The sequence below is a fragment of the Roseomonas sp. SRI_022 genome (genome assembly GCF_057586215.1).
On sequence record NZ_JBYCZL010000020.1, the window covers coordinates 34,236 to 59,329 of the forward strand.

Genomic DNA, 25,094 nt, shown 5'->3' on the forward strand with positions numbered 1-25,094 from the left:
CCGACGTGGCCGCGGAGGAGGAGGAGGACGACAGTCGCGCAGCGCGGATGCGGCGCATCTGGGTCCGCTCGACCCTGATCGCGACGGCCGGCGCCTTCCTCGGCGGCGTCGCCGTGTTTGGGGCGCAGTACCTCCTGCTCGCGATCAGCGCGGGGTACCCGCCCTTCGTGCAGTCCATCCGCTGCCAGGCCGTGGGCGACCCGCACGCGCTGTCCGAGGCCGAAGCGCCAGCCATCGCGATGTTCGGCGCGGGTGCCATGGCATCCGGCCTGCCCGAGGATGGCGGCCCGCTTCTGCTGCCAAGCGTCGTGGCGGGAACCTCCATCTCCTGCACCGTGGAGGCGCCGGGCGCCGATTACGCCGCATGGACGATGGGCGGCCCGCGCCCCGACCACCGTGCCGGCCCGCTCGACAGCGATGCCAGTTGCCAGGGGCGCGAGGCCTTCACCAGTCAGGGGGCGCAGGGGCTTCGCGTGTCCGCCTGCCAGACCTACGTGCTGGCCGTGCCGGGGCTGCATCTGCTCTCGGTCAAGGTGATGTCGCGCGGCGCACCCGCGGTTGACCGCAGCCAGATCGCGGTGCTGGTGCGCCCCCCGCCCCCGCCGCCGCCCGCGGCGCAGCGTATTCAGGCCACGGTGGTCACCATGCCCCACATGGCCACGCTGGAACGACGCCAGACGATCTCACAGACCCTGTCCGAGCACGGTATCCTGCCGACCGACCGGAGCTATGCGCGCGTGGTCTACCGCCTGGCGCCGGACGAACGCTTCCTCGACGCCCGGTTCGAACCGCGCAACGCGGCGCATGCCTCAGCGGTGCGGGTCGGGCTGGACGCCGACGGCGTGACGGTGAGGGCGCGCTTCGCCCTCCGCAGCGGCCCCATCATCGACCGGTACAACGGTTGGCTGAACGGCGATGCCGTGGTGCGGGTGGAGGTGAGCCAGCCCGGGGATGCGATCGAGCTTCCCGAAGCCGATCTCCCGGTTCCCGGCAGGGTTGTCCTTCGGTTGCCGATGGGTGTGGCGGTCACGCAGGTGCGGCTCAGGCGACCGGACATCGGCGCCCAGGCGGAAGCACCGCTCGGCGGGACGATGCTGCTCGGTGACGCCCGGATCGAGGCCCGGATGACTGAAGAAGGGCTGCAATTGGAGGCGAGCCGCTGAGGCGGCAGTGCCGCCTGGCATCCACCCGCCGGCCATGTTCAGCCTCGGCGATGCGGTGCCGGAAGGTGGCGTTGGGCTGCGCCTCCCAGGGCCGCAGGGCGACGGCTGGCGTGGCGCGCGCCAGCGCCAGCTTGAAGTCGCGATGCTTTGGCGCTCGCTGGGCTGCCGCTGCCGGAGGGGATGGCAGCAGCGCCTGCCACGCGGCGGGGATGCTCGGCATGACCGGCACAGTTTGCCGGGCCATGCGTCAAGGAGAGATGAGCGCCGCGATCACACGCGCGATGGCGCGTCGGCTTCCTCGACGGGTCCGGCGTCGAGCGGCACGAACCGGAAGCCCCGATCAGCCAGCCCCGCGGCACCCTCGATGACGCCGAGGCCGCTCGGGCGTTCGGGGTGGTTGGTGTGGGCGATGATCACGTCGCCGTCGCGCGCCGCAGCGATGCGGGCCGCCACGCGGGATGCCGGCAGCGACGCGCCCTCATCGCCGTTCACCGAGTAGCCGGCGACGCGCAGGCCCGTGGCGCGGATCTCGGCGAGCGCGTCAGGGCTGTAGAGCGCGGTGGCGCCACGGAACCACGTCGGCGCAGGCGCGCCGGTGGCGAGGATGGCGGCGGCACCGCCCGTGACCTCGCTGCGCACCGCCTCGATCGTGCCGGCGACCGGCACGCCGTAGAGCCGCCCGGCGCCAAGCACCGCCGCGACATGGCGCGCGCCGTGGTTCTGCAGGGTGAACAGGTCCGGCCGTCCGCGCAGCAGCGCGACCGTGTCGGGATTGGCGCGCAGCCAGATCCCGGTGACGAAGATCGTGGCCGGCAGGCCCAGCCGCACCAGCCCGCCGATGACGCGCAGATCCGCATGGCCGGAACAGGCATCGAGCGTCAGCGCCACGCGGGGCGGCGCGCCGGGCAGCGGGGCGAGGCGCAGCCGCGGTGAGAGATGCGCCTCCGCCCGCGCTGGCCGCGCGGCCAGCGTGACGGCCGCAACCAGCGCGCCGCGCCGGCCGATGGCGGGCACACAGCAGCGGCACGGGGGCGGATCCAGGTCCATCGCGGCCGGACGCGTAGCATCGGCGCCAAGCCTGGTCGATGATCCCGTTCATGGACACCGATGACTGGCCCGAAGGCACCGTCCTGACCCTGGTCGAAGACCCCGAGCCCACCTTCCGGGCCGAGCTCGCCCGGCAGATCCATGCCTTCCACGGGCAGACCGTCCCCTATGACGCGCGCCGCTTCGGCCTCGCGCTGCGCGATGCCGACGGGCGGCTGCTGGCCGGCATCTCGGCGGTGACGAGCTGGGGTTGGCTGTTCATCGATGCCGCCTGGGTGGATGCCGCGTTGCGTGGTCAGGGCACCGGGCGGCGGCTGATGGAACGCGCCGAGGCGCAGGCCCGCGCCTGGGGCTGCCACGCCGCCTGGCTCGAAACCTTCCAGGCGGAGGGCTTCTATCTCGCCCTCGGCTACGAACGCTTCGGGGTGCTGGAGGGCTACCCAGGGGCGCAGCAGCGCGCCTTCCTGCGCAAGCGCTTGGCCTGACGCCTATGCCTCCTCGCGCGCCGGCAGGCGCATCCAGGCGGGAATGCGTGGCGTCAACGTGGCCTCACCGGCACGGAAGGGCGCGCGATCCAGCGCATCAAGGCGCAGGAGTGCCATCCCCTGCCCGTCCCGGCCGGATCGCATCTCGCCGACCTCCGCACCGGCCGCATCGGTCAGCGCCGCGCCGCGGGCGGGCAGCGGCCCTTCCACATCGACCGGCACCAGCCGCCGCTTCAGCAGGCCGCGATAGCGCGTCCGCGCCGTCAGCTCCTGCCCCATGTAGCAGCCCTTGGACCAGGAGACGCCGTTCAGCTCGTCGAAGCCGCCCTCGAGCAGGACGGACTTCTCCCCCTCCATGTCCCGCGACCCGTCCGGCAGGCCAAGGGTGAGGCGGTGGCGGTCGAAGTCGGCTTCCGTCGCATCGGTGGCGAGCGGCGCCGGGGACAACACCCGCCACCCTGCCCCGTCCAGCCTTGGATCGCGCGCCACCACGCCAACCGCGACCGGCGGCGCGCCCCAGGCCGCATGGACGCGCCATTCGTCCGAGGCGTCCCGCAGCGTCACCTTGGACCGCAATCGGAACCGCGACAGGCGCTGCGCCAGGCTGGCCGCCTGGGCACGCTCGACATCCAGCAGCAGCACCTCGCCCGCGGGGATGACGAAGAAGTCCGCCAGCCACTTGCCCTGTGGCGTCAGCAGCGCGGTCCAGGCCGCTTCCCCGGCAGGGATCGCGGCCACGTCGTTGGATACCAGGCCCTGGAGGAAGGCCACCCGGTCGGGTCCGGCCACTTCCAGCACGCCTCGGTCGGGGAGCAGGGCGATTGACATGCATCAACAGTTGAGGCGGATCGGCCCGCGCTGCAACCTCCCCCCCGGCGCCGTGGCGTGGTAAGGCGCCGCCCGTGCGCATCCTGTTCATCACCTCGACCCGGATCGGCGATGCGGTGCTGTCCACCGGGGTCATCGACCATCTCATGGGCGCGCATCCCGACGCGCGCTTCACCATCGCCGTCGGCCGCGTGGCCGAAGGCGTGTTCCGCCGCATGCCCGCGCTGGACCGGCTGATCCCGATCGAGAAGAAGCGCTTCGGGCTGCATTGGCTCGGCCTGTGGTCGAAGGTGGCCTTCCGGCGCTGGGACCTAGTGGTGGACCTGCGTGGTTCGGCCATCGCCTGGCTGCTGCTGGCGAAGCGGCGCGCCGTGATGCGCGGCGGCCGGCGGCCGGGGCATCGGCTGCTGCACATCGCGCAGACCCTTCGCATCAGCCCGGCCCCGCGCCCGGTCGCCTGGTTCGGGCCGGAAGAAGCCGCCAAGGCCGAGGCACGGTTGCCCGCTGGCGGCCCCGTGCTGGCGCTGGGGCCGACGGCGAACTGGGTACGCAAGGTCTGGCCACCGGACCGCTTCCTGACGCTGGCGCGGCTGCTGACCGGCCCCGGCGGGGCGCTGGAGGGTGCGCGCATCGCCGTGCTCGGCGGCCCGGGCGCGCAGGAACGGGACATGGCGGCCCCGGTGCTTGCCGGGCTGCCGGGCGCGATCGACCTGGTCGGCACGTTGGACCTGCCGGAGGCCGCCGCCGTGCTGGCCCGCTGTGCCCTGTTCGTCGGCAATGATTCGGGGCTGATGCACCTGTCGGCAGCGACCGGCACGCCGACCATCGGGCTGTTCGGGCCGACCCCGGCATCGGAATACGCCCCGGTTGGCGCGCGGGCGCTCGCCGTGCTGGCGAAGGGGCCGCCGGGGGCGGCGCCGATGGGCGCGCTGCCGGCGACCCGCGTCGCGGAACAGGCATCGGCCCTGCTGGCGCGGGCAGAACGGGAAGCCGCCGCATGACGCCGCCTCGCCTGTCCGCCCTGATCGTTGCCCGCAACGAGGAAGCGCGCCTGCCCGATTGCCTCGCCTCCGTCGCCTTCGCGGACGAGGTGGTGGTGGTGCTCGACCGCAGCACCGATACCAGCGCGTCGATCGCCGCCTTCGCCGGGGCAAAGATCATCGAAGGATCCTGGGAACTGGAAGGTGATCGCCGCAATGCCGGCCTCGATGCCTGCTCCGGCGACTGGATCCTGGAAGTCGATGCGGATGAGCGGGTGAACGCCGAACTGGCCGAGGCGATCCGCACCACCATCGCCACCAGCACCCATGCCTGGCACCAGGTGCCGGTCGACAACTACGTCGGGGACCGGCTGATCCGCTTCGGCTGGGCAGGGTCCTTCGGCACGACCTCGGTGCCGCGCCTGTCGCGCAAGGGTGCGAAGCGCTGGCGCGCGCAGCGCGTGCATCCGGGGCTCGACTGGACTGGCCAGGAAGGGGCGAAGATCGAACGGGGCGCGCTGGTGCATCTGGTCGATCGCGACGTCTCCGACATGCTGCGCCGGCTCGACAAGTATTCGAGTGCCAAGGCCGCCGACCTGCTGGCGAGCGGGAACATCGGCACGCTGCGCGCCAATGTGCGGCGCTTCTTCTCGCGCGGGTTCAAGTCCTACGTCTCGCGCAGGGGCTATCGCGAAGGGGGCTGGGGCGTGCTGCTGGCGCTCTGCACCGGGGCCTTTCCGTTGCTGTCCTATCTGAAGGCGGCGCTAGAGCCGGAACGCTATCGATGAGGGTGGCGCAGGTGATGGCCGGCGCGCCGCAGGGCGGGGCGGAAGCCTTCTATGAACGGCTCTGCATCGCGCTGCATGCCGCGGGCGAGGAGGTTCTGCCGATCATCCGCCGTGATGCCGGGCGCGCCGAACGGCTGCGCGCGGGCGGGCTGGCGCCGGTCGAACTCGGCTTCGGCGGCGCGCTCGACCTGCTGACGGGACCGCGTCTGCGCGGCGTGCTGAACGGCTTCGCGCCGTCCGTCACGGTCGCCTGGATGAACCGCGCGGCGCGCTTCGCGCCAAAGGGGCCCTGGACGCTGGTGGGGCGGCTCGGCGGCTACTACGACCTGAAATACTATCGCCGCTGCGACCATCTGGTCGGCAACACGCGTGACATCGCGCGCTGGATCGCTGCGCAGGGCTGGCCGGCGGCACGCGCCCACTATGTGCCGAATTTCGCCGCCGACCTGGCCGGCGCGGCGCCGGCGGTGCTGCCTGGCGAAACGCGGCTGCTGGCGATGGGGCGGCTGCACCGCAACAAGGGCTTCGATGTCGCGCTGCGCGCACTGGCGCTGCTGCCGCCCGGCGCGCATCTGTCGATCGCCGGCGAAGGCCCGGAACGCGGCGCGCTGGAGGGCCTCGCGCGCGACCTCGGCGTCGTGGACCGCGTCACCTTCCTCGGCTGGCGGTCCGATATCGGTGCGTTGCTCGCGGGCTGCGACATCTTCGTCTGTTCCTCGCGCCACGAGCCGCTCGGCAACATCGTGCTGGAATCCTGGTCCGCGGTTCGTCCCGTGGTCGCCGCCGCCGCGCAGGGGCCATCCGAATTGATCACTGATGGCGAGAGCGGCCTGCTGGTGCCGGTCGAGGATGCCGAGGCGCTGGCCCGCGGCATCGGCGCGCTGGTCGCCGATCCGCAGCGTGCCGCGCGGATCGCCCAGACCGGCCGCACAGCCTACGAACGCGACTTCACCGAGGCCGCCGTGGTGGCGCGCTGGCGCGAATTCCTCGCCGCGGTCGCGCCGCGGCGGCAGGCGGCGTAGCGCCATGTGCGGCATCGCAGGCCTCGCGCTGAAACCCGGGGCGCGCCCCGACCCGACCGTGCTGGACGCGCTGACACGCGCGCTTGCCCATCGCGGCCCGGACGGCCACGGCCATCACGTCCAGGGCAATGTCGCGCTGTCGCATACGCGGCTCGCCATCATCGACCTCGTGACCGGCGACCAGCCGCTGCATGCCGGCCCGGCGAGCCTGGTCGGCAATGGCGAGGTCTATAACTACCGCGAACTCCGCACCGACAACGCGCTGCTCTGCGCGACGGGATCGGATTGCGAGCCGCCGCTGCATCTGTTCCGCCGCGACGGTGCCGCCTTCGCCGAGACGCTGCGCGGCATGTATGCGATCGCCATCCATGACCGCGCCTCGCGCCAGGTCGTGCTGGCGCGCGACCCCTTCGGCATCAAGCCGCTCTACCTGGCCGAGACGCCGCACGGCATCGCCTTCGCGTCGGAAGCACAGGCGCTGATCGCCGCCGGCCTCGTCACCCCGCGCCTGCGCGAACCCGCGCTGCACGAATTGCTGCAGCTGCAATTCACCACCGGCGCCGAGACGATCTTCGAGGGCATCACCCGCCTGCTGCCCGGCGAGACGGTGGTGATCGCCGATGGCTGCATCGTCGAGCGCCGCCGCCGCACAGCACTCCCCGAAGGCGGGCCGGAGACCATCACCGAGGAGGCCGCGCTCGCGCGGCTCGACGCCGCGCTGGAGCGGTCGGTGGACCTGCATCAGCGCAGCGACGTGCCCTACGGGATGTTCCTCTCGGGCGGGACGGATTCGGCGGCCGTGCTCGCGATGATGGCGCGGCTGAACGACCGGCCGGTGCTGGCCTTCACCGCCGGCTTCGACGTGCCGGGTGCGGCCGATGAACGGGAAGCCGCCGCGCGCGCCGCGGCGGCGGCCGGCGCGCGCCACGTCACGCTGAACGTGACGCAGCAGGACGTCTTCCGCCACCTGCCCGAGATCGTCGCCTGCATGGACGATCCGGCGGCCGACTACGCCATCATCCCGACCTGGTTCCTTGCCCGCCGCGCGGTGCAGGATGTGAAGGTCGTGCTGTCCGGGGAGGGCGGCGACGAGATCTTCGGCGGCTATGGCCGGTATCGTTCCGCGATGCGCCCCTGGTGGCTGGGCGGCAAGGCGATGCGCGCCCATGGCGCCTTCGACCGGCTGGATGTGCTGCGCAGCCCGCCGCGCTTCTGGCGCGACGGGATCGAGGCCGCCGCGGCCGCGGCAGCGACGCCCGGCCGCACACGGCTGCAGGCGGCGCAGGCGTTGGATGTGGCCGACTGGCTGCCGAACGACCTGCTGACGAAGCTCGATCGCTGCCTGATGGCGCATGCGGTGGAAGGGCGCACGCCGTTCCTCGACACCGGCATCGCACAGGCGGCCTTCCGCCTGCCGGATGCGATGAAGGTGCGCGACGGGCAGGGCAAGTGGATCCTGCGGCAATGGCTCGCGAAGCACTTCCCGGCGAGCGAGCCCTTCCGCAAGAAGCAGGGCTTCACCGTGCCGGTCGGCGCCTGGATCGCCGAAGCGGCCGATCGGCTGGCACCGCTGGTCGCGGCCCAGCCCGGCGTGGCGGCGATTGCCAAGCCCGACCGCATCCTGCCGCTGTTCCGCGCCGCCGCCGGCAAGCGCGAGGGCTTCGCCGCCTGGCACCTGCTGTTCCACGCGCTGTGGCACCGCCGGCATGTCGAAGGGCGCCCCGCCGAGGGGGACGTGTTCGAGTCATTGCGCGGCTGAAATCGACACTGCCGATTTCTGTGGCAGGCTTTTCATCGCGGATCGTAACGTTTTCTCCGTCAGATCGGAGGGAACGGCATGCTGGCTGATCGATATGGGCTGGCCCTCGCCACGGCATCCCCGGCGGCGCGGGACGCCTATGTGGAAGGGTGCGACCTGCTGCTCTCCGCGAATGTGGGGCCGGACCGCGCCTTCCGCGACGCCATCGCGGCCGACCCCGGCTTCGCCCTGGCCCATGCCGCCCTCGCCCGCACCCTTCAACTGAGAGGCGAAATCCCGGCCGCGCGGCAGGCCATGGAAGCGGGCGTGGCAGTGTCCTCCGGCCTGCCGGCGCGCGAGGCGAGCCATATGCACTTCTACGGGCTGGTGCTCGCGGGCCAGGGTGATGCCGCCGTTGCCGCCGCGAAGCAGCATCTCGCGACCTGGCCGCGCGATGCCATGGTACTCAGCCCCTGCACCTCGGTCTTCGGCCTGATTGGCTTCTCCGGCCGCGCCGGGCGGGAACGCGAACAGGTCGAACTGCTCGACGGCCTGGCGACGCATTATGGCGACGATTGGTGGTTCAATACGCAGCACGCCTTCGCGCTGCTGGAAACCGGCCAGCTCGCCGCGGCGCATCCGAAGATCGAAAGCGCGATGGCGCAGGTTCCGCGCAACGCCCATGGCGCCCATATCCGCGCCCATCTGTACTACGAGGAAGGCGACCAGGCGGCATCGCTCGCCTTCCTGCGGTCCTGGATGGAATCCTATTCGCGGGAAGGCCAGCTGCATTGCCACATCAGCTGGCACGTCGCGCTGTGCGAACTGGAGGCCGGCGACGCCACTCGGGCCTTCGACACCTATGCCCGGAGCATCGCGCCGGGCGGGTCCTGGGGACCGGCCCTGAACACGCTGACCGACGCCGTCTCCTTCCTGTGGCGCGCCGAACTCGCCGGCCATCCGCGGGACCCCGCACGCTGGCAGGCCCTGCATGACTTCACGCACCGGATGTTTCCGCGTGGCGGCATCGCCTTCGCGGATACCCATGCGGCGTTGGCCGATGCCGTCAACGGTGACGGCGATGCGCTCGAAGCGCGGCTGCGGGACATGGAGGAGATGCAGCGGCAGGGGCGCCTGCCCTCCGGCCCGGTCGTCCCGGCCTTGTCGCGCGGCTTCGCCGCCTTCCTGCGCCGTGATTTCGATGCCGCCATCGCCGAGATCGAGCCAGTCCTCGCCGAGCATGAGAGGATCGGCGGAAGCCGCGCGCAGCGCGACCTGGTCGAGTTCACGCTGCTGAAGGCCTATCTGGCCGCGGGCCGTCTCGACGCCATGCGACAGATGCTCGTCGCGCGGCGGCGCGGCCCGGAGGCAATCCCGATTGCCGGCCTCCCGACGGCGCACTGAACGCGCCGGCAGGTTCCTGGCCCGCCACGGCCGCTTCAGATTTCACGAGCGCGATCGCGGCGCTCGGCTTCCGGCTTCAAGGCTGTTCCAGCCAGCGAGGGGATGATGATGCAACGCAGGATGCTGCTGCTGGCGGGTGCTTCGGTCGGCGTGTCGAAGGGGGTTCGGGCGCAAGCCGCTCCGCCGCGCCTGGGCGTGCTGTTCAACGGCCCTCCCGGCCCGGTCTTCGATGCCATCCGCGCGAAGATGATCGAGGATTTCGCCGGCCTCGGACGCGTGGAGGGCCGCGACATCGCGATCGAGCCGCGCTTCGCGGAGGGGCAGTTGGGCCGCCTTCCGGCACTCGCCGCCGATCTGGTCGCCCAGGGCGTGAATGTCATCGCAACGCTCGGCGGTCCCGCCTCGGTCGCGGCGGCCCGGGCCACGACGACCATTCCGGTCGTGTTCTCCATCGTCACGGACCCGAAGGCGCTCGGCCTCGTCGCGGCGATCGAGGCGCCGGGGCGCAACGTCACCGGCGTCACCAGCCTCGATCCCGGCCAGCCGGCGGCGCAGCTCGCGCTGCTCAACACGATCCTGCCCAGCCTGGAGCGTATGGCGATCCTTTCCGACCGTGTGATCCCCGGGGCGGATGCCGCAGGCCTCGCGCCGATCGACCGGGCCAATGTCGCCGCGGCACAGGCGCTTGGGCTGCAGCCGCAGGTGGTGAAGGTGGCGACGCCCACCGCCGCGGCCCCTACCCCGGATTTCGAGGCCGCCTTCGCCGAGATGGAGCAGGGCCGCGCCCAGGCGGTGCTGGTCCTCGAACTGCCCTTCGTCTTCCCGAACCGCGCGCGGATCGCGGGGCTGGCGGTGGCACGCAAGCTGCCCGCCATGTTCCCCGGCGGCATGGGCGAGGCCGGCGGCCTGGTCGCCTTCGGCACCACCGTCACCGATACATGGCGCCGCATCCCGGCGATGGTGGACCGCATCCTGAAGGGCACGAGCCCGGCCGGCATGCCGGTGGAATTCGTCACACGGCGCGAACTGGTGCTGAACCTGCAGGTCGCGCAACGGATCGGCGTCGCCATTCCGGATGCGCTGGTGGCGCAGGCGGATCAGGTGATCCGCTGACCGACCGCACGGCGGCGCGTGCCGCGGGCGGGGAAATCGTCTAGCCCTGGGGCCTCGCCACACGCTGGACCCGAGTCGCCCATGGCCAAGGACAAGACCCAGTTCGTCTGCCAGGCCTGCGGCGCGGCCTATCCGAAATGGCAGGGCCGCTGCGACGCCTGCGGCGAGTGGAACACGCTGGCCGAGGAAGCCCCCACCCCGCGCGGCCCGGGTCCGGCAGCCAAGGCGGGCGGCGGGCGGCGCGTGGAATTCGTCGGGCTGAAGGGCCATTCCGCGCCGCCGCCGCGCATCCCGACCGGCATCGCGGAACTGGATCGCGTGCTCGGCGGCGGGCTGGTCGCGGCCTCGGCCGTGCTTGTCGGCGGCGATCCGGGGATCGGCAAATCCACCATCCTGCTCCAGGCCGCCGCCCGCGTGGCCACCGCCGGGCGGCGCGTGCTGTACGTGTCCGGCGAGGAAGCGGTCGAGCAGGTGCGGCTGCGCGCCGCCCGGCTTGGCCTGACCGAGAGCCCCATGGCGCTGGCGGCGGCGACAGCGCTGCGCGACATCGTCGCCTCGCTGGAACAGGAAGCGGACGCCGCGCTGGTGGTGATCGACTCCATCCAGACGGTGTGGCTCGACGCGCTCGATTCGGCGCCGGGCACCGTCGCCCAGGTGCGCGCCTGCGCGGCGGAACTGATCCGGCTGGCCAAGGCACGCGGCTTTGCCATCGTGCTGGTCGGGCATGTGACCAAGGAAGGCACGCTCGCCGGCCCCCGCGTGCTGGAGCACATGGTCGATGCGACGCTGTATTTCGAAGGCGATCGCGGCCACCAGTTCCGCATCCTGCGCGCGGTGAAGAACCGCTTCGGCGCCACCGACGAGATCGGCGTCTTCGAGATGACCGGCACCGGCCTGGTCGAGGTCGCCAACCCCTCCGCCCTGTTCCTCGCCGAGCGGCGCGGCAATGTGTCCGGTTCCGCGGTCTTCGCGGGGATCGAGGGCACGCGGCCCGTGCTGGTCGAGGTGCAGGCGCTGCTGTCGCCATCTTCGGGCGGGTCCCCGCGCCGGCAGGTGGTGGGCTGGGATTCCGGGCGGCTGTCGATGCTGCTCGCCGTGCTCGAATCCCGCTGCGGCATGAGCCTCGGGCAGAACGACGTCTATCTGAACATCGCCGGTGGGTTGCGCATCGCCGAGCCGGCCGCCGATCTCGCGGTGGCCGCCGCCCTGGTTTCGGCCGCGACCGACCGCCCGACCGACCCCGACCGCGTCTATTTCGGCGAGGTCGGGCTGTCCGGGGAGGTCCGCCAGGTCTCCCAGGCCGAGGCCCGGCTGCGGGAGGCGGCGAAGCTCGGCTTCGGCCGCGCCACCCTGCCCCGGCGGGTCGCTCGCGGCGGCAAGGCGCCCGCCGCACCCGATGGCATCGCCCTGACCGAGACCGGGCACATGGCCGATCTGGTCGCGGTTTTCGCAGAGCAGACCATCAAGCCGCGCAGGGCCGGCGGGTGACGCGGGCGTGGCTCGCCGCTATAGGGGGGCGCCATGACATGGGTTGACGCTGCATTCATCGCGGTGGTCGTGATCTCGGCCGCCTGCGCCTATTTCCGCGGCCTGGTGCGGGAGGTGCTGAGCCTCTGCGCCTGGATCGGCGCGGCCGGCGCGGCTTTCCTGGCGCGCGAGCCGCTGCGCCCGCATGTGTCGCAATGGCTGGAACCGCCGATCCTCGCCGATGCGGTCGGCACCGGCACGGTGTTCCTGGTGGTGCTCGTGATCCTCAAGATCATCACCAACATGATCGCCGACCGCGTGCAGGATTCCATGCTCGGCGGCATCGACCGCGTGCTCGGCCTGGTGTTCGGTGCGGTGCGGGGTGCTTTCCTGCTGGTGCTTGCCTATATCCTCGCCGGGATGTTCGCACCGGAGACGGAGAAGTGGCCCACCGCCGTGAAGGATGCGCGCGGGCTTCCCATCGTTGCCGACGCCGCGCGCCGCGTGGTGGAAAGAATGCCCGAAGCCTACCGGCCGCGGCTGGTGGAACCCCCCGGGCCCGGTGGCCCGACCGTTGATGACCTGCTGCGTCCCCCCGCGCGCAGCCGATAACCGAGGACCCGCGATGCTCGTCACCATCGACCAGGACGACGACAAGCCGCATGAGGAATGCGGCGTCTTCGGCGTGTGGAACGGCGGCGACGCGGCCGCGCTCACCGCGCTCGGCCTGCATGCGCTGCAGCACCGCGGGCAGGAAGCGGCGGGCATCGTCACGCTCGACGAGAAAGGGCTGTTCCACGCCCATAAGGGCCTCGGCCTGGTCGGCGACAATTTCGGCGAGGCGAAGGTCATCGCATCGCTGCGCGGCGGTGCCGCGGTGGGGCACAACCGGTATGCGACGACAGGCGAGACGGCGCTGCGCAACGTGCAGCCGCTCTATGCCGATTTCGAGTTCGGCGGCTTCGCGGTCGGCCACAACGGCAACCTGACCAATGCCGCGGCGCTGAAGCGCGCGCTGGTGCGGCGCGGCTGCCTGTTCCAGTCCACCACGGATTCCGAGGTGTTCATCCACCTCATCGCGATCAGCCTGTATTCCACCGTGCTCGATCGGCTGATCGACGCGCTGAAGCAGGTGCAGGGTGCCTATTCGCTGGTGGCGCTGCACAACGGCGCGCTGATCGGCGCGCGGGACCCGCTCGGCGTCCGCCCGCTGGTGCTCGGACGGCTGGCCAATGGCGGCTATGTCCTGGCGTCGGAGACCTGCGCGCTCGACATCGTGTCCGCCGAATTCGTGCGCGACATCGAAGCGGGCGAGATCGTCATCATCAATGACGACGGCGTGCGCAGCGTGAAGCCCTTTGGCCGCCACGAAAGCCGCTTCTGCATCTTCGAATACATCTATTTCGCGCGCCCGGATTCCGTCATGGAGGGCACGCCGGTCTATGAGACGCGCAAGCGCATCGGCGCGGAACTCGCCCGCGAATCCGGCGTGCCTGCGGATGTCGTGGTGCCGGTGCCCGATTCCGGCGTGCCCTCGGCCATGGGCTATGCGGTGGAGGCGGGCATCCCCTTCGAGCTCGGCATCATCCGCAACCACTATGTCGGGCGCACCTTCATCGAGCCGACCGACCAGATCCGCAATCTCGGCGTGAAGCTGAAGCATTCGGCCAACAAGCCGATGCTGGAAGGCAAGCGCGTCATCCTGGTCGATGATTCGATCGTGCGCGGCACGACCTCGCGCAAGATCGTCGAAATGGTGCGCGCCGCCGGGGCGAAGGAAGTGCACATGCGCATCTCCTCCCCGCCCACCACGCACTCCTGCTACTATGGCATCGACACGCCCGAGCGCTCGCAGCTCATGGCCGCGAAGCACGACGTCGAGGAGATGGCGCGCATCATCGGCGCGGACAGCCTGGCCTTCATCTCGCTGGATGGGTTGTACCGCGCGCTCGGCCGCCCGGCGCGCGACCCGAAGAAGCCGGATTTCTGCGATGCCTGCTTCACCGGGGATTATGCGATCCCGCTGACCGACTGGCAGGACAATTCGGAGAAGCAGCTGTCGCTGCTGCAGCCGGCGGGGCAGTGAAGGCCGGAGGACGGCTCCGCCCTCCCCGAATTGCCACCGATCCCGGAAGCCTCCTTCAGACACCCGCCGCGCCCGGCGCCCGGTAACGGCGTTCCAAGGGGCACTGCCCCTTGGCGGGGTGGCTTGGAGGGGCGGCGCCCCTCCAAATCCCCCTTTTCCCACCATCGAGGACCGCATGACGACTTCCCCTGCCCGCGTCGCCCTGATCACCGGCGCCACCCGCGGCATCGGCGCCGCCGTCGCCATCGAGCTTGGCCGCCGTGGCGTGCAATGCGTCCTGGTCGGGCGCACCCAGGGCGGGCTCGAGGAGGTGGATGACGCGATCCGCGCCGCCGGCGGCCTGCCGGCCACGCTGCTGCCGCTCGACCTGCAGAAGCGCGCGCAGGATGTGGACATGCTGGGGCCGTCCATCGTCGCCCGCTTCGGCCGGCTCGACATCCTGGTCCATGCCGCGGGCGTGCTGTCGAAGCTGACCCCGGTCGCGCATATCCAGCCGCGCGACATGGAGGAATCGCTCGCCGTCAACCTGTCGGCCTGCTGGCGGCTGATCCGCACCTGCGATCCGCCGCTGCGCGCTGCCGAAGCGGGCCGCGCCGTCGTGCTGACCGACGCGATCGCCGCCACCCCCACCCCCTATTGGGGCCTCTACGGCGCCGCCAAGGCGGGGATGGAGCATCTGGTCCGCGGTTGGGCGGCGGAAACCGCCGGGGGCGCGCTGCGCGTCAACCTGGTCGATCCCGGCCCGGTCGCGACGCAGCTGCGCGCCAATGCCTTCCCCGGCCAGGACCCGTCGTTGATCGCCGCACCCGCGGATGTCGCCCCGGCCATCGCCGCGCTGTGCGAGCCGGCGGAGACGCGGCACGGCGCCCTAATCCTGGCGCAGGCCAGCACCCATTGACGGCCCCGGATCGGGGATGAGGGAGCGCGCCGCCGCCTCGGCGGCGGCCGCCCCGGCCTGGGGCGCGACGGGATGGCCCGGCCCCGGCACCACCACCGGCACCGCGCCCTGGGGCGGTTCGGGCGGGGGCGCTGGGGCGGGTTCCAGTGCGCGGACCACCCGCCGCGCCCAGCCGATGCGGTTGTTCTCCTGCGCCTCAGACAGGGTGGACGGCCCGTTGGCGACGCCGCGATAAGCCGGCCAGGCCGCCGGCGGCACCGTCCAGCAATCCACCGCGCCCAGGCTGCGGGTGCACATCGGCGGCGGCGCCGGTGCGTCATCCCGGCCGCAATAGGCCTCCCCGCGCCCGATCCGGGCGATCGAGCAATCCTCCCCGGTCACCAGGGAGACGATCGAATCGCCGGTGGTCCGCCCGAAGGCGCGCAGGGATACGGCTTCCACCGCCGCGGGAATGGCCAGCAGCGGCGCGCCGGGCGCACCGATCGCCTGGCAGCCGGCCAGCGCGAGGAGGACGACAGGCGACAGGATTCGGTGCATGAGGAGCAGGAAAACCCGGACGGGCTTAACGCCCCGCCAACGGGCGGCTATGTTCCGCCCCCTTTTCCAGGCCGGCCGCGCCGGCCGGCAGCCAGAGGTGCCGCATTTTGCCCGACATCTTCGACGAGGTGGAGGAGGATCTCCGCGCCGAACGCGCCCAGAAACTCTGGCAGCGCTTCAGCACGCCGTTCCTCGCCGCGCTGCTGCTGGTGGTGGCCGGCGTCGGCGGCTGGCAGGGCTGGCGCTGGTACGAGACCCGCCGCGAGACCGCCGCCGCCACCGCCTTCATGGCCGCCCACCGCGCCGCCGAGGCCGAGGGCGCCGACCTGCCGGCCATGGCGACACGCTTCGAGGGCCTGACCGCCGATGCGCCGGGCGGCTACCGCATCATCGCGCTGCTGCGTGCCGCGGCGCTGAAGGCCGAGGTCGGCGACCGCGACGCCGCGCTCGCCCTGTATGACCGCGTCGCCCGCGACACGACGGCGGACCCGCTCTACCGCGACCTCGCCTCGCTAATGTGGGTGCTGCGCTCGATGGACACCGCCGAACCGGCCGCGCTCAATGCCCGCCTTGCGCCGCTGATGCGCCCGGGGGCGCCGTACAGCGCCTCGGCGCGCGAACTGGCCGCCCTGGTGCAGTTGAAGGCCGGGCAGCGCGACGAAGCCCGCCGCGCGCTCGAGGCCCTAGCCCAGGACACGACGGCGCCGCAGGCCATTCGCGACCGCGCCGGGCGCGTCGCCTCGGGGCTCGCTTCCTGATGCGCGGGACGATGACGCGCCGCGGGGCGCTGCTCGGGGCCGCCGCGCTGCTCGGCGGCTGCGAGACCTTCGACAGCATCTTCGGTGAGCGCCGCGAGCGCTTCCCCGGCGAACGCCGCTCCGTCATGGACATCCCGGAACGAAGCCTTCAGGTCGATCCGGCGGCGCAGGGCGCTGCGGTGGCGGTCCCGCCGCCCGCGCCGCGCCAGGACTGGCCGGTCGCCGGCGGCGATGTCGCGCATTCGGGCGGGCACATCGCGTTCGGCCCGGGCCTCGCCCGCGCGTGGAGCAGCGGCTTCGGCAGCGGCACCGCCTATCGCCGGCGACTTCTCGCTGGCCCGGTGGCAGCGAGCGGCACTGTCTATGTCTCGGACGCGCTGGGCTCGGTCTCGGCCTTCGACGTCACTGGCGGTGGCCGGCGTTGGCGGCGCGATACCGACCGCACCAACGACGATGACGGGACGATGGGCAGCGGCATCGCCGTCAGCGGCGAGACGCTGTTCGTCGCCACCGGCCTGTCTGAACTGCTGGCGCTCAACGCCGCGGACGGCGCGGTACGCTGGCGCGTGGATTTGCCAGCCCCGGCGCGCGGCGCGCCGACCGTCGCCGGCAACATCGTCTTCGTGCCGACCGTCTCCAGCCACCTCGTGGCACTCGCCACCGATGACGGGCGCCGGCTGTGGATGCACCGTGCCTCGGCGATCCCGACCATCCCGCTCGGCCTCGGCACCCCGGCGGTGGAGGGCGACATCGTCGTGGCGGGCTTCCCCTCCGGCGAGTTGATCGCGATGCGCGCCAGCGACGGGCGCGTGCTGTGGAGCGAGAGCCTCGCGGCCGCGGGCACCGGCGCGCTGTCGGATATCGCGGGGGTGCGCGCGCGCCCGGCGATCGCCAGCGGCCGGGTGGTCGCGGTCGGCATGGGCGGGCTGACCATCTGCGTGGACCTGCGATCCGGCCGGCGCCTATGGGAACAGGAATCGGGCGGCACCGAAGGGGCCTGGATGGCCGGCGACTGGGTGTTCCTGGCCAATGATGCCGGCCAGGTGGCGGCGCTGGAACGCGAGACCGGGCAGGTCCGCTGGGCGACATCCCTGCGCCCGGCCCCGCGCGGCAACCGGCCGCCGGATCGGATCGGGCTGTCGAGCCCCGTCCTCGCGGGCGGGCGGCTGCTGGTCGGCACTTCCGCCTCGGAACTGGTCTCGCTGGATCCGGCGAGCGGTGCCGTGTCGGCGCGGATGTCGCTGCCGGCGGGGCTGTCGCTGCAGCCGGCCGTCGTGGGCGGGGTGATGCTCGCCGCGACCGACGACGCGACGCTGCTCGCGCTGTCGGGCGGCTGAGCGGCACCGGCGCCATGCAACCCATCGTCGTCATCCTGGGCCGGCCCAATGTCGGTAAATCCACGCTGTTCAACCGCCTGGCGCAGCGGAAGATCGCGATCGTGGACGACACGCCGGGCGTCACGCGCGACCGCAAGGAGACGCAGGCACGCATCGCCGGGCGCGACGTCACGCTGGTCGATACCGCCGGGCTGGAGGAAGCGCCGCCCGACACCGTCGCGGGGCGCATGCGCAGCAGTTCCGAGGCCGCGCTGCGCGCCGCGGACCTGGTGCTGTTCGTCATCGACGTGCGCAGCGGATTGACGCCGTCGGACCGCGCCTTCGCCGCCTGGCTGCGCCGCGCCTCGCTGCCGGTGCTGCTGATCGCGAACAAGGCCGAGGGGCGCGGCGGCATCGCCGCGGCGATGGAAGCCTATGAACTCGGCCTCGGCGATCCGATCGCGGTCAGCGCCGAGCACAATGAGGGCCTTGGCGCCCTGCATGAGGCAGTGGCCGAGGCGCTCGGCGAGCCGCCCGAGGAGGATGAGGAGGAGGATGCCGGCGACGACCCCGAGCGTCCGCTGCGCCTCGCCATCGTCGGCCGTCCGAATGCGGGCAAATCCACCCTGCTCAATGCCCTGATCGGGCAGGAACGGATGATCACCGGCCCCGAGCCCGGCCTGACGCGCGATGCTGTCGCGGTGCAGTGGCGCGACGAGACCGGTGGGCGCGTGCGCCTGGTGGACACCGCCGGCATGCGCAAGAAGGCGCGCATCGAGGAACGGCTGGAGCAGATGTCCGTCGCCTCGACCCTCGGCGCGCTGAAGGAGGCGGAGGTCGTCATCCTCGTCGTCGACGCGCTGCTCGGCATGGACGAGCAGGACCTGCGCATCGCGCGGCTGGCGGAACGCGAGGGCCGCGGTGTCGTCATCGCCTTCAACAAATGGGACGCGGTCGAGGAGCGCACGGCGACGCGCCAGAAGCTCGACGACGTGCTGACCGCCTCGCTTGCGCAGTTGAAGGGTATCGCGGTGGTGCCGCTGTCGGCGCAGACCGGCCGCGGGCTCGACCGGCTGATGCCGGCGGTGCGCGCCACCTATGCGCTGTGGAACCGGCGCATCGCGACCGGGGAGCTGAACCGCTGGTTCGAATCGGCGCTGACGCGGCATCCGCCGCCGGCGGTGAATGGCCGGCGCGTGAAGCTGCGCTACGCCACCATGACCAAGGCGCGCCCGCCGACCATCACCGTGTTCGGCACGCGGGCCGAGGAAATCCCCGAGGAATATCGCCGCTATCTCGTGAATTCCTTCCGCGAGGCCTTCGCGATGCCGGGCGTGCCGATCCGGCTGCAGTTGCGCGGCACGCGGAATCCCTACGCCGAGGAATCCTGACCGGCAGTGTGCCCCGCCGTGTGACCTGCGGGGCATGGCATGCTGCAACCGCACATTGTATGGTCCGGTTGTAACGCATGGGGATTGTGATTTCCGTCTCATGAGCGATCCATCCGGCCATCTCATCGATTCCCTCACTGGCCGGCAGCGGCTTCTTGATCGCTTCGATCGCATCGAACGGCTCCTGACCGAGCGGGCCGAACGCGCCGAGGAGCGGCTCGCGCATATCGAGCGCCGGCTCGAGGAAGCGATCGCCTATTTCGCCGTGCGGTCGAACCGGCTGGTGGACAGCCAATCCGCCTATCTCGGCGACCACACCGCGATCACCTTCCTCGAGAACGGCATCCGGATCCTCGTCGACACGCGCAGCATCGACATCGGCATCCACCTGCTGACGCTCGGCCGGTGGGAGACCGCCTATACGGAATTGTTCACCCGGCTGGTGAAGCCCGGCGACACGGTGCTCGACCTCGGCGCCAACCATGGCGTCTATGCGCTGCTGGCCTCGCAGATCGTCGGCCCGTCGGGCAGCGTCGATGCCTTCGAGCCGAATCCGCGCCTCGCGAAACTCGTCGATCTCTCGCTGCGACTGAACGGCTTCGGCGGCTGGGCACGGGTGCATGCGGTCGGCGCGTCTGAGGAAGCGGGCACGGCGCGGCTGGTGTTCAACGACAATTTCTCGGGCGGCGGCGCGGTCGCGCTGGCGGGCAGCGCGGATGGCGGGCGCCCCGGCGTCGATTGCCGCCTGGTCGTGCTGGATGAGATGTTCGCCGACCCCGCCTATCGCCCCGACGTCATCAAGATGGATGTGGAAGGCCATGAGGGCCGGGCGTTGCGCGGCATGCGCCGGATGCTCGAACGCGCGCCCGGCGTGCGCATCATGATGGAGTTCGTGCCGGAGATGATGGCGCGCTCCGGCGTGCAGGCGTCGGAGGTCGCTGCCATGCTCGGCGGGATCGGGCTGCGGCCCTGGATGATCGGCCAGGACGGCGCGCTGGCCGATACCAGCTGGGACCGGCTGCTCGCCGAGGCGTCGGGCATCCAGAACATCCTCGTCGCGCGGGACGAGCCAGGCTGAGTCGCGATCCCGCCATGACCGATTCCGTGCCCGAGACCGAGACCGAAACCGAGGCGGCCAACCGCCCGGTCTTCTTCATCCACATCCCCAAGACCGGCGGCAACACCGTCGTGTCCCACTTCCTCGCCTTCCTGCCGGCGGAGCAGGTCTTCCCGCCGCCGCCGCAGCTCACGCTGCTCGGGCCGGATTATCCGATCGCGCGTGAACGTCTGCCGGGGCTGCGCTTCCTGCACGGGCATGTGCATGCGTCGATGCCCAACCAGTTGCCGCTCGGGCGGCTGCGGCTCGCCACGTTCGCCCGCCATCCCGTGCGGCTCGTCGCCTCGCACTACCTGTATTTCCGCCACATGCCGGACCTTCCGATGCACGGACCGGCCAGCGCGCTCGGCATCCTCGACTTCCTGCGCGCCTATCCGACCTTCGGCACCAACCCGCAGACGCGCTACCTGACCATGGCGCTTGGCATGCGCCGCGCCGGGGACCCGCACGAGGCTTCCGAACAGGCGACAGCAGCGCTCGCGCGGTTCGACTTCGTGGGTGTGACCGAGCGGATGCAGGAATCGCTCGACGCGATGTCGGAGCACTACGCGATCCCGAGCTTCCCCGCGCAGCGGCTGAACGAGGGCCGCGCCTCGCGCGACGAGATCGAGGCTTGCGAGGAGGTGCTGCGGCGCGACGAATGGCTGCTGCGGCTCGGCGCCGATTTCGTGCTGCGGCGCACGGCGGAGGAACGGCTCGACCGATGGCTCTCGGAGCGCGCGGCATCGCGCGCGGCGGCGGCGCTGCTGGCCGGGCTGCGCGGTACCGGGCCGATGCCCTGGGTACTGGCACGGCAGGAGGACGCCGCGCTCGCCTTCCTCGATGGCTGGCACGCGCAGGGCTGGGTTGGCGATCCCGTCTCGGACCACCGGTATTGGTGGACCACTGAGGCACCCCGCGTGCTGATCGCCTCCGCCGCTGGCCGGCCGTTGCGCGTGCGCGTGCATGTATTGGAGACCATGGGGTTCGACGCGGCACGCATCCGGGTCAACTTCGACGGCCGCCAGCAGAAGACCGAGGCGGTGCTGACCGACCCGGGCGTCGAGTTCAGCTTCCGCATCGATGCCGAGACGCTGAAGCGGCACGGCAATGCGGTGGTGGTGCGCTTCACCGGGTCGCGCTCCTCGACCTTCGCGGAGATCGACGCGACGACGGGTGACCACCGGCGCCGCAGCTTCGCGGTGCGGAGCATGTCGATCGCCTTCGAGGAAGAGTGATCCGCCAAGGGTTGCTTGTCACGACCCTTGGCGTCCTTGTTTGCCTCAAACGCCGGCGCATGCATCCGCGTGCCTGGCTTGCCCGCGGTGCACCCGCGGTCCGATGCCGTGCATCAGGCCGAAGGTCGCTTTGGTGGCCCGCGCTCTCGGCGCCTCACCCCGGCGGATGCCGGCGCGCCTGGATGTCCACGCTGGTCAACAGCACCTCGCCCTCCAGCACGCGACCAACCAGGCCATAGACTTGTCCGGCACGCGTCGGGGCCTCGAAGCGATGCACGACAGGCTGGCCGGAAGGCTCGTTGATGGCGAGCCGCGCCTCGCCGGCAAGCACTGCACCGTCGAAGCCGGGACGCGATTCGAAGACGCGCAGCAGCACGGTGCCCCGCCCGGTCATGGCCGGTGAGGGCACCAGCACCATCTGGAAGGCCGCCCGCGCCCTGCCGAACTCGATATTGCGCGTGGCGAAGAGCGGCTGGCCCGTGGCGACCGGCGTGCCGGCCCAGAGATCGAGCGACAGCCGTGCCTGGGCCGGGCGCTGCCCGAAGGGATTGATCCGCACCCAGTCACCATAGCGGCGGTTGCGCTGCTCCACGCGTGCGCGTTCCATCGCGGCGGTGCTTTCGGCCAGGCCGTGCACCGTGACGGGCCGCGTCACGCCATCTGCCGTCGGGCGCAGCAGGAAGACCACGGGGCCTGAGATGAAGCCCGCAAGGTCACGCATGGTCAGGCCCTGCAGCAAGGGCTCGGCCGGATCCTCATGCAGCATGGATTGCAACGGGCGCGGCGCGTTCTCGTCGAAGTCGGACAAGCGCATGTCCACCACGGGCGCGGCCTGCAGCCCGGCCTCGGCGAACAGACGCAGCAGATGGTCCACGGTGAAGGCGTAGTTTCCGCGCGTCCGCCGCGTCTCGGGCCCGAGCAGCACTTCCGTCGTCAGCGCGTAGATGCCGCCGGGCTTCAGCACGCGGCGCACCTCGCGCAGATGTTGCACGAAGTCGGGATCGTCGCCGATATGCTCGAAGGCCGAGATCGAATAGCAAAAGTCGAAGGCGTGGTTCGGATAGCGGATCTCGCGCATGTCCATGTGGTGGACCGCGAGCCGTTCCGCCGGGAAGCCGCGCGGCGCCGCGCCCAGCACGAAGCCGAGAGGGTCCGATGTGCGCGCCACGTCCCAGGCGGTGCCGGCCTCATACAGATCCGTCGCGGTCAGCCGTGCGACGCGGGAGGTGACGGCATAGGTCAGGGGCTCGCGGCCCGAGCCGAAGGCGATGCCCTGCGCATCCGGGCGCAGCACGCCGGCCTCGGCCAGGGCGAGGAAGGCCGCCGCCTGTTCCCATTGGCGCGGATGGATGCGCGGGTGCCGGCCGAGCGCGTGGCGCACCACCAGGCGGAAGCGCGGATCGGCCCAGTCCTCCGCGTCGCAGAGCTTCTGCAGCGCATCGCCGAAGCGGCCGAGGGCCGCGAGTTGCGGCAGGACATCGTCGTGATCCATGGCGATCGGCGCTCTCCGTGTCGTCGTCGGGGTGGAGTATCGGACGACACGGGCCGGAAGGCGAATGGCGCCCCGCACCATGCGCGTGCGCGCAGCGAGTGTGCTATGGCCGCCATTGACCTGAAGATGGACGGCATGGCGTCGTGAACGACCTTCTTTTCGCGCTGTCGAAGATCCTGTGGTTCCCCGCGCGCCCTGGGCATTTCGCGATCATCCTCGGCTTCATCGGCCTGTTCCTGGTCTGGCGCGGCCGGCGCGGCGGGCGCTGGCTGATCCTGCTCTCCCTTGGCTTCTTCGCCATGCTGGTGGTCACGCCGGTGAACCAGTGGCTGCTGCTGCCGCTGGAGGACCGCTTCGCCCGGCCCGCCCAACCACCCGCCCATGTGGATGGCATCATCGTGCTCGGCGGCGCGGTCGAGCAGAACATCACGGAAGCGCGCGGCATCCCGTCATTGAACGGCGCGGCGGAACGCATGACGGAAGGCGTGATCCTCGCCAACCGCTATCCCAATGCACGAATCGTCTTCACCGGCGGCCAGGGATCCTTCGTGCATGGCGGCCTGACCGAGGCCGATGTCGCGCGCCAGCTCTGGACCGCGATGGGCGTGCCGCCGGATCGCGTGATCTACGAGGACCAGGCGCGCAACACGCATGAGAACGCGGTCTTCACCTATCGCCTCCTGCAACCCAAGCCGGGCGAGGTCTGGCTGCTCGTCACCTCGGCGTCGCACATGCCGCGATCAGTCGCGGTGTTCCGTGCGGCAGGCTGGCGCGGCATCGTCCCCTGGCCGGTGAATTTCCGCACCGGGCACAGTTGGGCCGCCTGGTACGACGCCCCCTTCCCCGAGCGGCTCGGCCAGTTGGAATGGGCGATCCGCGAATGGATGGGGCTTATCGCCTACCGCCTGATGGGACGGACGGAGAGCGTGCTGCCGGCGCGGGAGCAGCCGGCGCGGTAGCGCCGCCGCGCTCGATCTCCCGCCAGCGGGCGACGTTGCGGTTGTGCTCGTCCAGCGTGCGGGCAAAGGCGTGCCCGCCGGAGCCATCGGCGACGAAGTACAGGAAGTCGTTCGCCTCGGGGCGCAGCGTCGCGGCGAGCGCCGCCTTGCCGGGGCTTGCGATCGGCCCCGGCGGCAGGCTGCGGATGCGATAGGTGTTGAAGGGGTGGTCGCGGTCGAGATCGGCGCGGCTGATCGGCCGGTCCATCGGCACGCCCCCGGTCGTGGCATAGGCGACGGTGGGGTCCGATTGCAGCGGCATGCCGCGGCGCAGCCGGTTGACGAAGACACCGGCGACCCTCGCCCGTTCTTCCGCCCTGCCCGTCTCGCGCTCGACGATCGAGGCCAGGATCAGCGCCTCCCGCGGATTGGCGAGCGGCAGGTCGGGGGCGCGGCTGGCCCAGGCTTCGGCCAGGGCGCGGTCCATCGCGGCATCGGCCCGGCGCACGATGGCGGCACGCGTCTCGCCCCATTCGAAGGCGTAGGTCTCGGGCAGCAGGTCGCCCTCGTTGAAGGCGGGAACCTCCCCGGTCAGGGCCTCGGTGCGTTCCAGCAGGGCGCGGATCTGGTGCGCGCTCAAGCCCTCGGGGATGGTCAGGCGGCGCTGGACCGGGCGCTCCTCGCGCAGGATACGCAGCACCTCGGATAGCGGCGCGGCGGCCGGGAAGGCGAATTCGGCGGCGCGCAGCGGGCCGGCGCCGCGCGTCAGCCAGGCGGCGGCGGCGAAGGTCCGCCCATCGCGGATCACGCCGCGTTCGAGCAGCGCCTCGGCAATGCGCTCGGTGCCACCGCGCGGGACAACGATCTGCGCGGGCTCGGCGAGCGGGCCGGGGCGCGTATAGGCACGCCAGGCGGCGGACACGCCGAGGCCACCGGCGATCAGCAGGACGACGAGGAACGTCAGGAGGAGAAGGCGGAGACGCATGTCGAAGCCTCGATACCGGAGGGGCGCCGCCCCTCCAGACCACCCCGCCAGGGGGCAACGCCCCCCTGGACCGCGGGAACTTGGTGCCGGGCATGGCAGTCGGGAAGCCCTGCGTCGGGCCAGGGCCATGCGCCGCTCATGCCCGATCCTGCTGCCAGCATCCCAGCGGCCTTCATCCCCAACTCACCGGACCGATGCGTGGCACCGATCCGCGAGCGCGAAGCGCGACCGCGCCCAGACCAGCATCAGCCCTCGGAACGGCAGCGCAAGGCGCGAAGGCAAGCCGCATGGATGTGCGGTGCCCGCCGTCCGAGGGATCAAGAA

The 25,094-nt window shown here is 71.6% G+C and carries 23 protein-coding genes; 18 read left to right on the top strand and 5 right to left on the bottom strand.

Annotated elements, in window-relative coordinates:
- Positions 1-5: 5 nt before the first annotated feature.
- Complete coding sequence (locus tag AC2YHJ_RS18890) at positions 6-1,163, top strand: hypothetical protein (RefSeq protein WP_487397644.1); 1,158 nt, start codon at positions 6-8, stop codon at positions 1,161-1,163.
- 270 nt (positions 1,164-1,433) lie between these two features.
- On the opposite strand, the gene AC2YHJ_RS18895 is transcribed toward AC2YHJ_RS18890, so the two are convergent.
- The gene (locus tag AC2YHJ_RS18895) at positions 1,434-2,177 is read right to left on the bottom strand and encodes a polysaccharide deacetylase family protein (RefSeq protein WP_487397645.1); all 744 of its coding nucleotides are present in this window, start codon (positions 2,175-2,177) and stop codon (positions 1,434-1,436) included.
- Positions 2,178-2,260: 83 nt separating this feature from the next.
- Between AC2YHJ_RS18895 and AC2YHJ_RS18900 the strand changes: the two genes are divergently transcribed.
- A complete protein-coding gene (locus tag AC2YHJ_RS18900; RefSeq protein ID WP_487397646.1) occupies positions 2,261-2,695 on the top strand; it encodes a GNAT family N-acetyltransferase in 435 nt (144 codons plus the stop codon).
- A gap of 3 nt (positions 2,696-2,698) precedes the next feature.
- On the opposite strand, the gene ygfZ is transcribed toward AC2YHJ_RS18900, so the two are convergent.
- Positions 2,699-3,523 (bottom strand): CAF17-like 4Fe-4S cluster assembly/insertion protein YgfZ, encoded by an 825-nt coding sequence (ygfZ, locus tag AC2YHJ_RS18905; RefSeq protein ID WP_487397647.1) that lies wholly within the window; start codon positions 3,521-3,523, stop codon positions 2,699-2,701.
- Between the two features lie 74 nt (positions 3,524-3,597).
- Between ygfZ and AC2YHJ_RS18910 the strand changes: the two genes are divergently transcribed.
- From AC2YHJ_RS18910 to AC2YHJ_RS18955, 10 genes are all read left to right on the top strand, one after another.
- Positions 3,598-4,524 carry a glycosyltransferase family 9 protein gene (locus tag AC2YHJ_RS18910; RefSeq protein WP_487397648.1) on the top strand — a complete coding sequence of 309 codons (927 nt, stop codon included), beginning with the start codon at positions 3,598-3,600 and terminating at the stop codon, positions 4,522-4,524.
- Positions 4,521-5,291: a glycosyltransferase family 2 protein gene (locus AC2YHJ_RS18915; RefSeq protein WP_487397649.1), complete on the top strand. Its 771-nt coding sequence runs from the start codon at positions 4,521-4,523 to the stop codon at positions 5,289-5,291. The genes AC2YHJ_RS18910 and AC2YHJ_RS18915 overlap by 4 nt, the downstream gene beginning before the upstream one ends.
- Entirely contained in the window at positions 5,288-6,313 is a 1,026-nt protein-coding gene (locus AC2YHJ_RS18920; protein WP_487397650.1) for a glycosyltransferase, read from the top strand. The genes AC2YHJ_RS18915 and AC2YHJ_RS18920 overlap by 4 nt, the downstream gene beginning before the upstream one ends.
- A 4-nt stretch (positions 6,314-6,317) precedes the next feature.
- A complete protein-coding gene (gene asnB, locus AC2YHJ_RS18925) occupies positions 6,318-8,072 on the top strand; it encodes an asparagine synthase (glutamine-hydrolyzing) (RefSeq protein ID WP_487397651.1) in 1,755 nt (584 codons plus the stop codon).
- A 78-nt stretch (positions 8,073-8,150) separates the two neighbouring features.
- A complete protein-coding gene (locus AC2YHJ_RS18930) occupies positions 8,151-9,455 on the top strand; it encodes a tetratricopeptide repeat protein (RefSeq protein WP_487397652.1) in 1,305 nt (434 codons plus the stop codon).
- Positions 9,456-9,563: 108 nt separating this feature from the next.
- Complete coding sequence (locus tag AC2YHJ_RS18935; protein WP_487397653.1) at positions 9,564-10,568, top strand: ABC transporter substrate-binding protein; 1,005 nt, start codon at positions 9,564-9,566, stop codon at positions 10,566-10,568.
- Positions 10,569-10,649: 81 nt separating this feature from the next.
- Positions 10,650-12,056, top strand: coding sequence for a DNA repair protein RadA (radA, locus tag AC2YHJ_RS18940; RefSeq protein ID WP_487397654.1), 1,407 nt, complete (start codon positions 10,650-10,652; stop codon positions 12,054-12,056).
- Between the two features lie 33 nt (positions 12,057-12,089).
- The gene (locus AC2YHJ_RS18945) at positions 12,090-12,647 is read left to right on the top strand and encodes a CvpA family protein (protein WP_487397655.1); all 558 of its coding nucleotides are present in this window, start codon (positions 12,090-12,092) and stop codon (positions 12,645-12,647) included.
- Between the two features lie 13 nt (positions 12,648-12,660).
- Positions 12,661-14,121 carry an amidophosphoribosyltransferase gene (gene purF, locus AC2YHJ_RS18950; protein WP_487397656.1) on the top strand — a complete coding sequence of 487 codons (1,461 nt, stop codon included), beginning with the start codon at positions 12,661-12,663 and terminating at the stop codon, positions 14,119-14,121.
- Positions 14,122-14,296: 175 nt separating this feature from the next.
- Positions 14,297-15,019 carry an SDR family NAD(P)-dependent oxidoreductase gene (locus AC2YHJ_RS18955; protein ID WP_487397657.1) on the top strand — a complete coding sequence of 241 codons (723 nt, stop codon included), beginning with the start codon at positions 14,297-14,299 and terminating at the stop codon, positions 15,017-15,019.
- Here AC2YHJ_RS18955 and AC2YHJ_RS18960 read toward each other — a convergent pair.
- The gene (locus AC2YHJ_RS18960) at positions 14,990-15,556 is read right to left on the bottom strand and encodes a hypothetical protein (protein WP_487397658.1); all 567 of its coding nucleotides are present in this window, start codon (positions 15,554-15,556) and stop codon (positions 14,990-14,992) included. The genes AC2YHJ_RS18955 and AC2YHJ_RS18960 overlap by 30 nt on opposite strands.
- Before the next feature lie 107 nt (positions 15,557-15,663).
- Here AC2YHJ_RS18960 and AC2YHJ_RS18965 point away from each other — a divergent pair, with 107 nt between their 5' ends.
- The 5 genes from AC2YHJ_RS18965 to AC2YHJ_RS18985 all read left to right on the top strand — a co-directional run bounded on the left by AC2YHJ_RS18965 (position 15,664) and on the right by AC2YHJ_RS18985 (position 21,355).
- Positions 15,664-16,314: a tetratricopeptide repeat protein gene (locus AC2YHJ_RS18965; protein ID WP_487397659.1), complete on the top strand. Its 651-nt coding sequence runs from the start codon at positions 15,664-15,666 to the stop codon at positions 16,312-16,314.
- The gene (locus AC2YHJ_RS18970; RefSeq protein WP_487397660.1) at positions 16,314-17,651 is read left to right on the top strand and encodes an outer membrane protein assembly factor BamB family protein; all 1,338 of its coding nucleotides are present in this window, start codon (positions 16,314-16,316) and stop codon (positions 17,649-17,651) included. The genes AC2YHJ_RS18965 and AC2YHJ_RS18970 overlap by 1 nt, the downstream gene beginning before the upstream one ends.
- A 14-nt stretch (positions 17,652-17,665) precedes the next feature.
- Complete coding sequence (gene der, locus AC2YHJ_RS18975; protein ID WP_487397661.1) at positions 17,666-19,021, top strand: ribosome biogenesis GTPase Der; 1,356 nt, start codon at positions 17,666-17,668, stop codon at positions 19,019-19,021.
- Between the two features lie 100 nt (positions 19,022-19,121).
- Entirely contained in the window at positions 19,122-20,099 is a 978-nt protein-coding gene (locus tag AC2YHJ_RS18980; protein WP_487397662.1) for an FkbM family methyltransferase, read from the top strand.
- A gap of 14 nt (positions 20,100-20,113) precedes the next feature.
- Positions 20,114-21,355: a hypothetical protein gene (locus AC2YHJ_RS18985; protein WP_487397663.1), complete on the top strand. Its 1,242-nt coding sequence runs from the start codon at positions 20,114-20,116 to the stop codon at positions 21,353-21,355.
- A gap of 154 nt (positions 21,356-21,509) precedes the next feature.
- Here AC2YHJ_RS18985 and AC2YHJ_RS18990 read toward each other — a convergent pair whose 3' ends face one another.
- Entirely contained in the window at positions 21,510-22,847 is a 1,338-nt protein-coding gene (locus AC2YHJ_RS18990) for a class I SAM-dependent methyltransferase (RefSeq protein ID WP_487397664.1), read from the bottom strand.
- Positions 22,848-22,990: 143 nt separating this feature from the next.
- On the opposite strand from AC2YHJ_RS18990, the gene AC2YHJ_RS18995 reads away from it, so the two are divergent.
- Positions 22,991-23,806 carry a YdcF family protein gene (locus tag AC2YHJ_RS18995; protein ID WP_487397665.1) on the top strand — a complete coding sequence of 272 codons (816 nt, stop codon included), beginning with the start codon at positions 22,991-22,993 and terminating at the stop codon, positions 23,804-23,806.
- On the opposite strand, the gene mltG is transcribed toward AC2YHJ_RS18995, so the two are convergent.
- Positions 23,739-24,770, bottom strand: a complete 1,032-nt coding sequence (gene mltG, locus AC2YHJ_RS19000) for an endolytic transglycosylase MltG (RefSeq protein WP_487397666.1) — start codon at positions 24,768-24,770, stop codon at positions 23,739-23,741. The genes AC2YHJ_RS18995 and mltG overlap by 68 nt on opposite strands.
- Positions 24,771-25,094 lie beyond the last annotated feature (324 nt).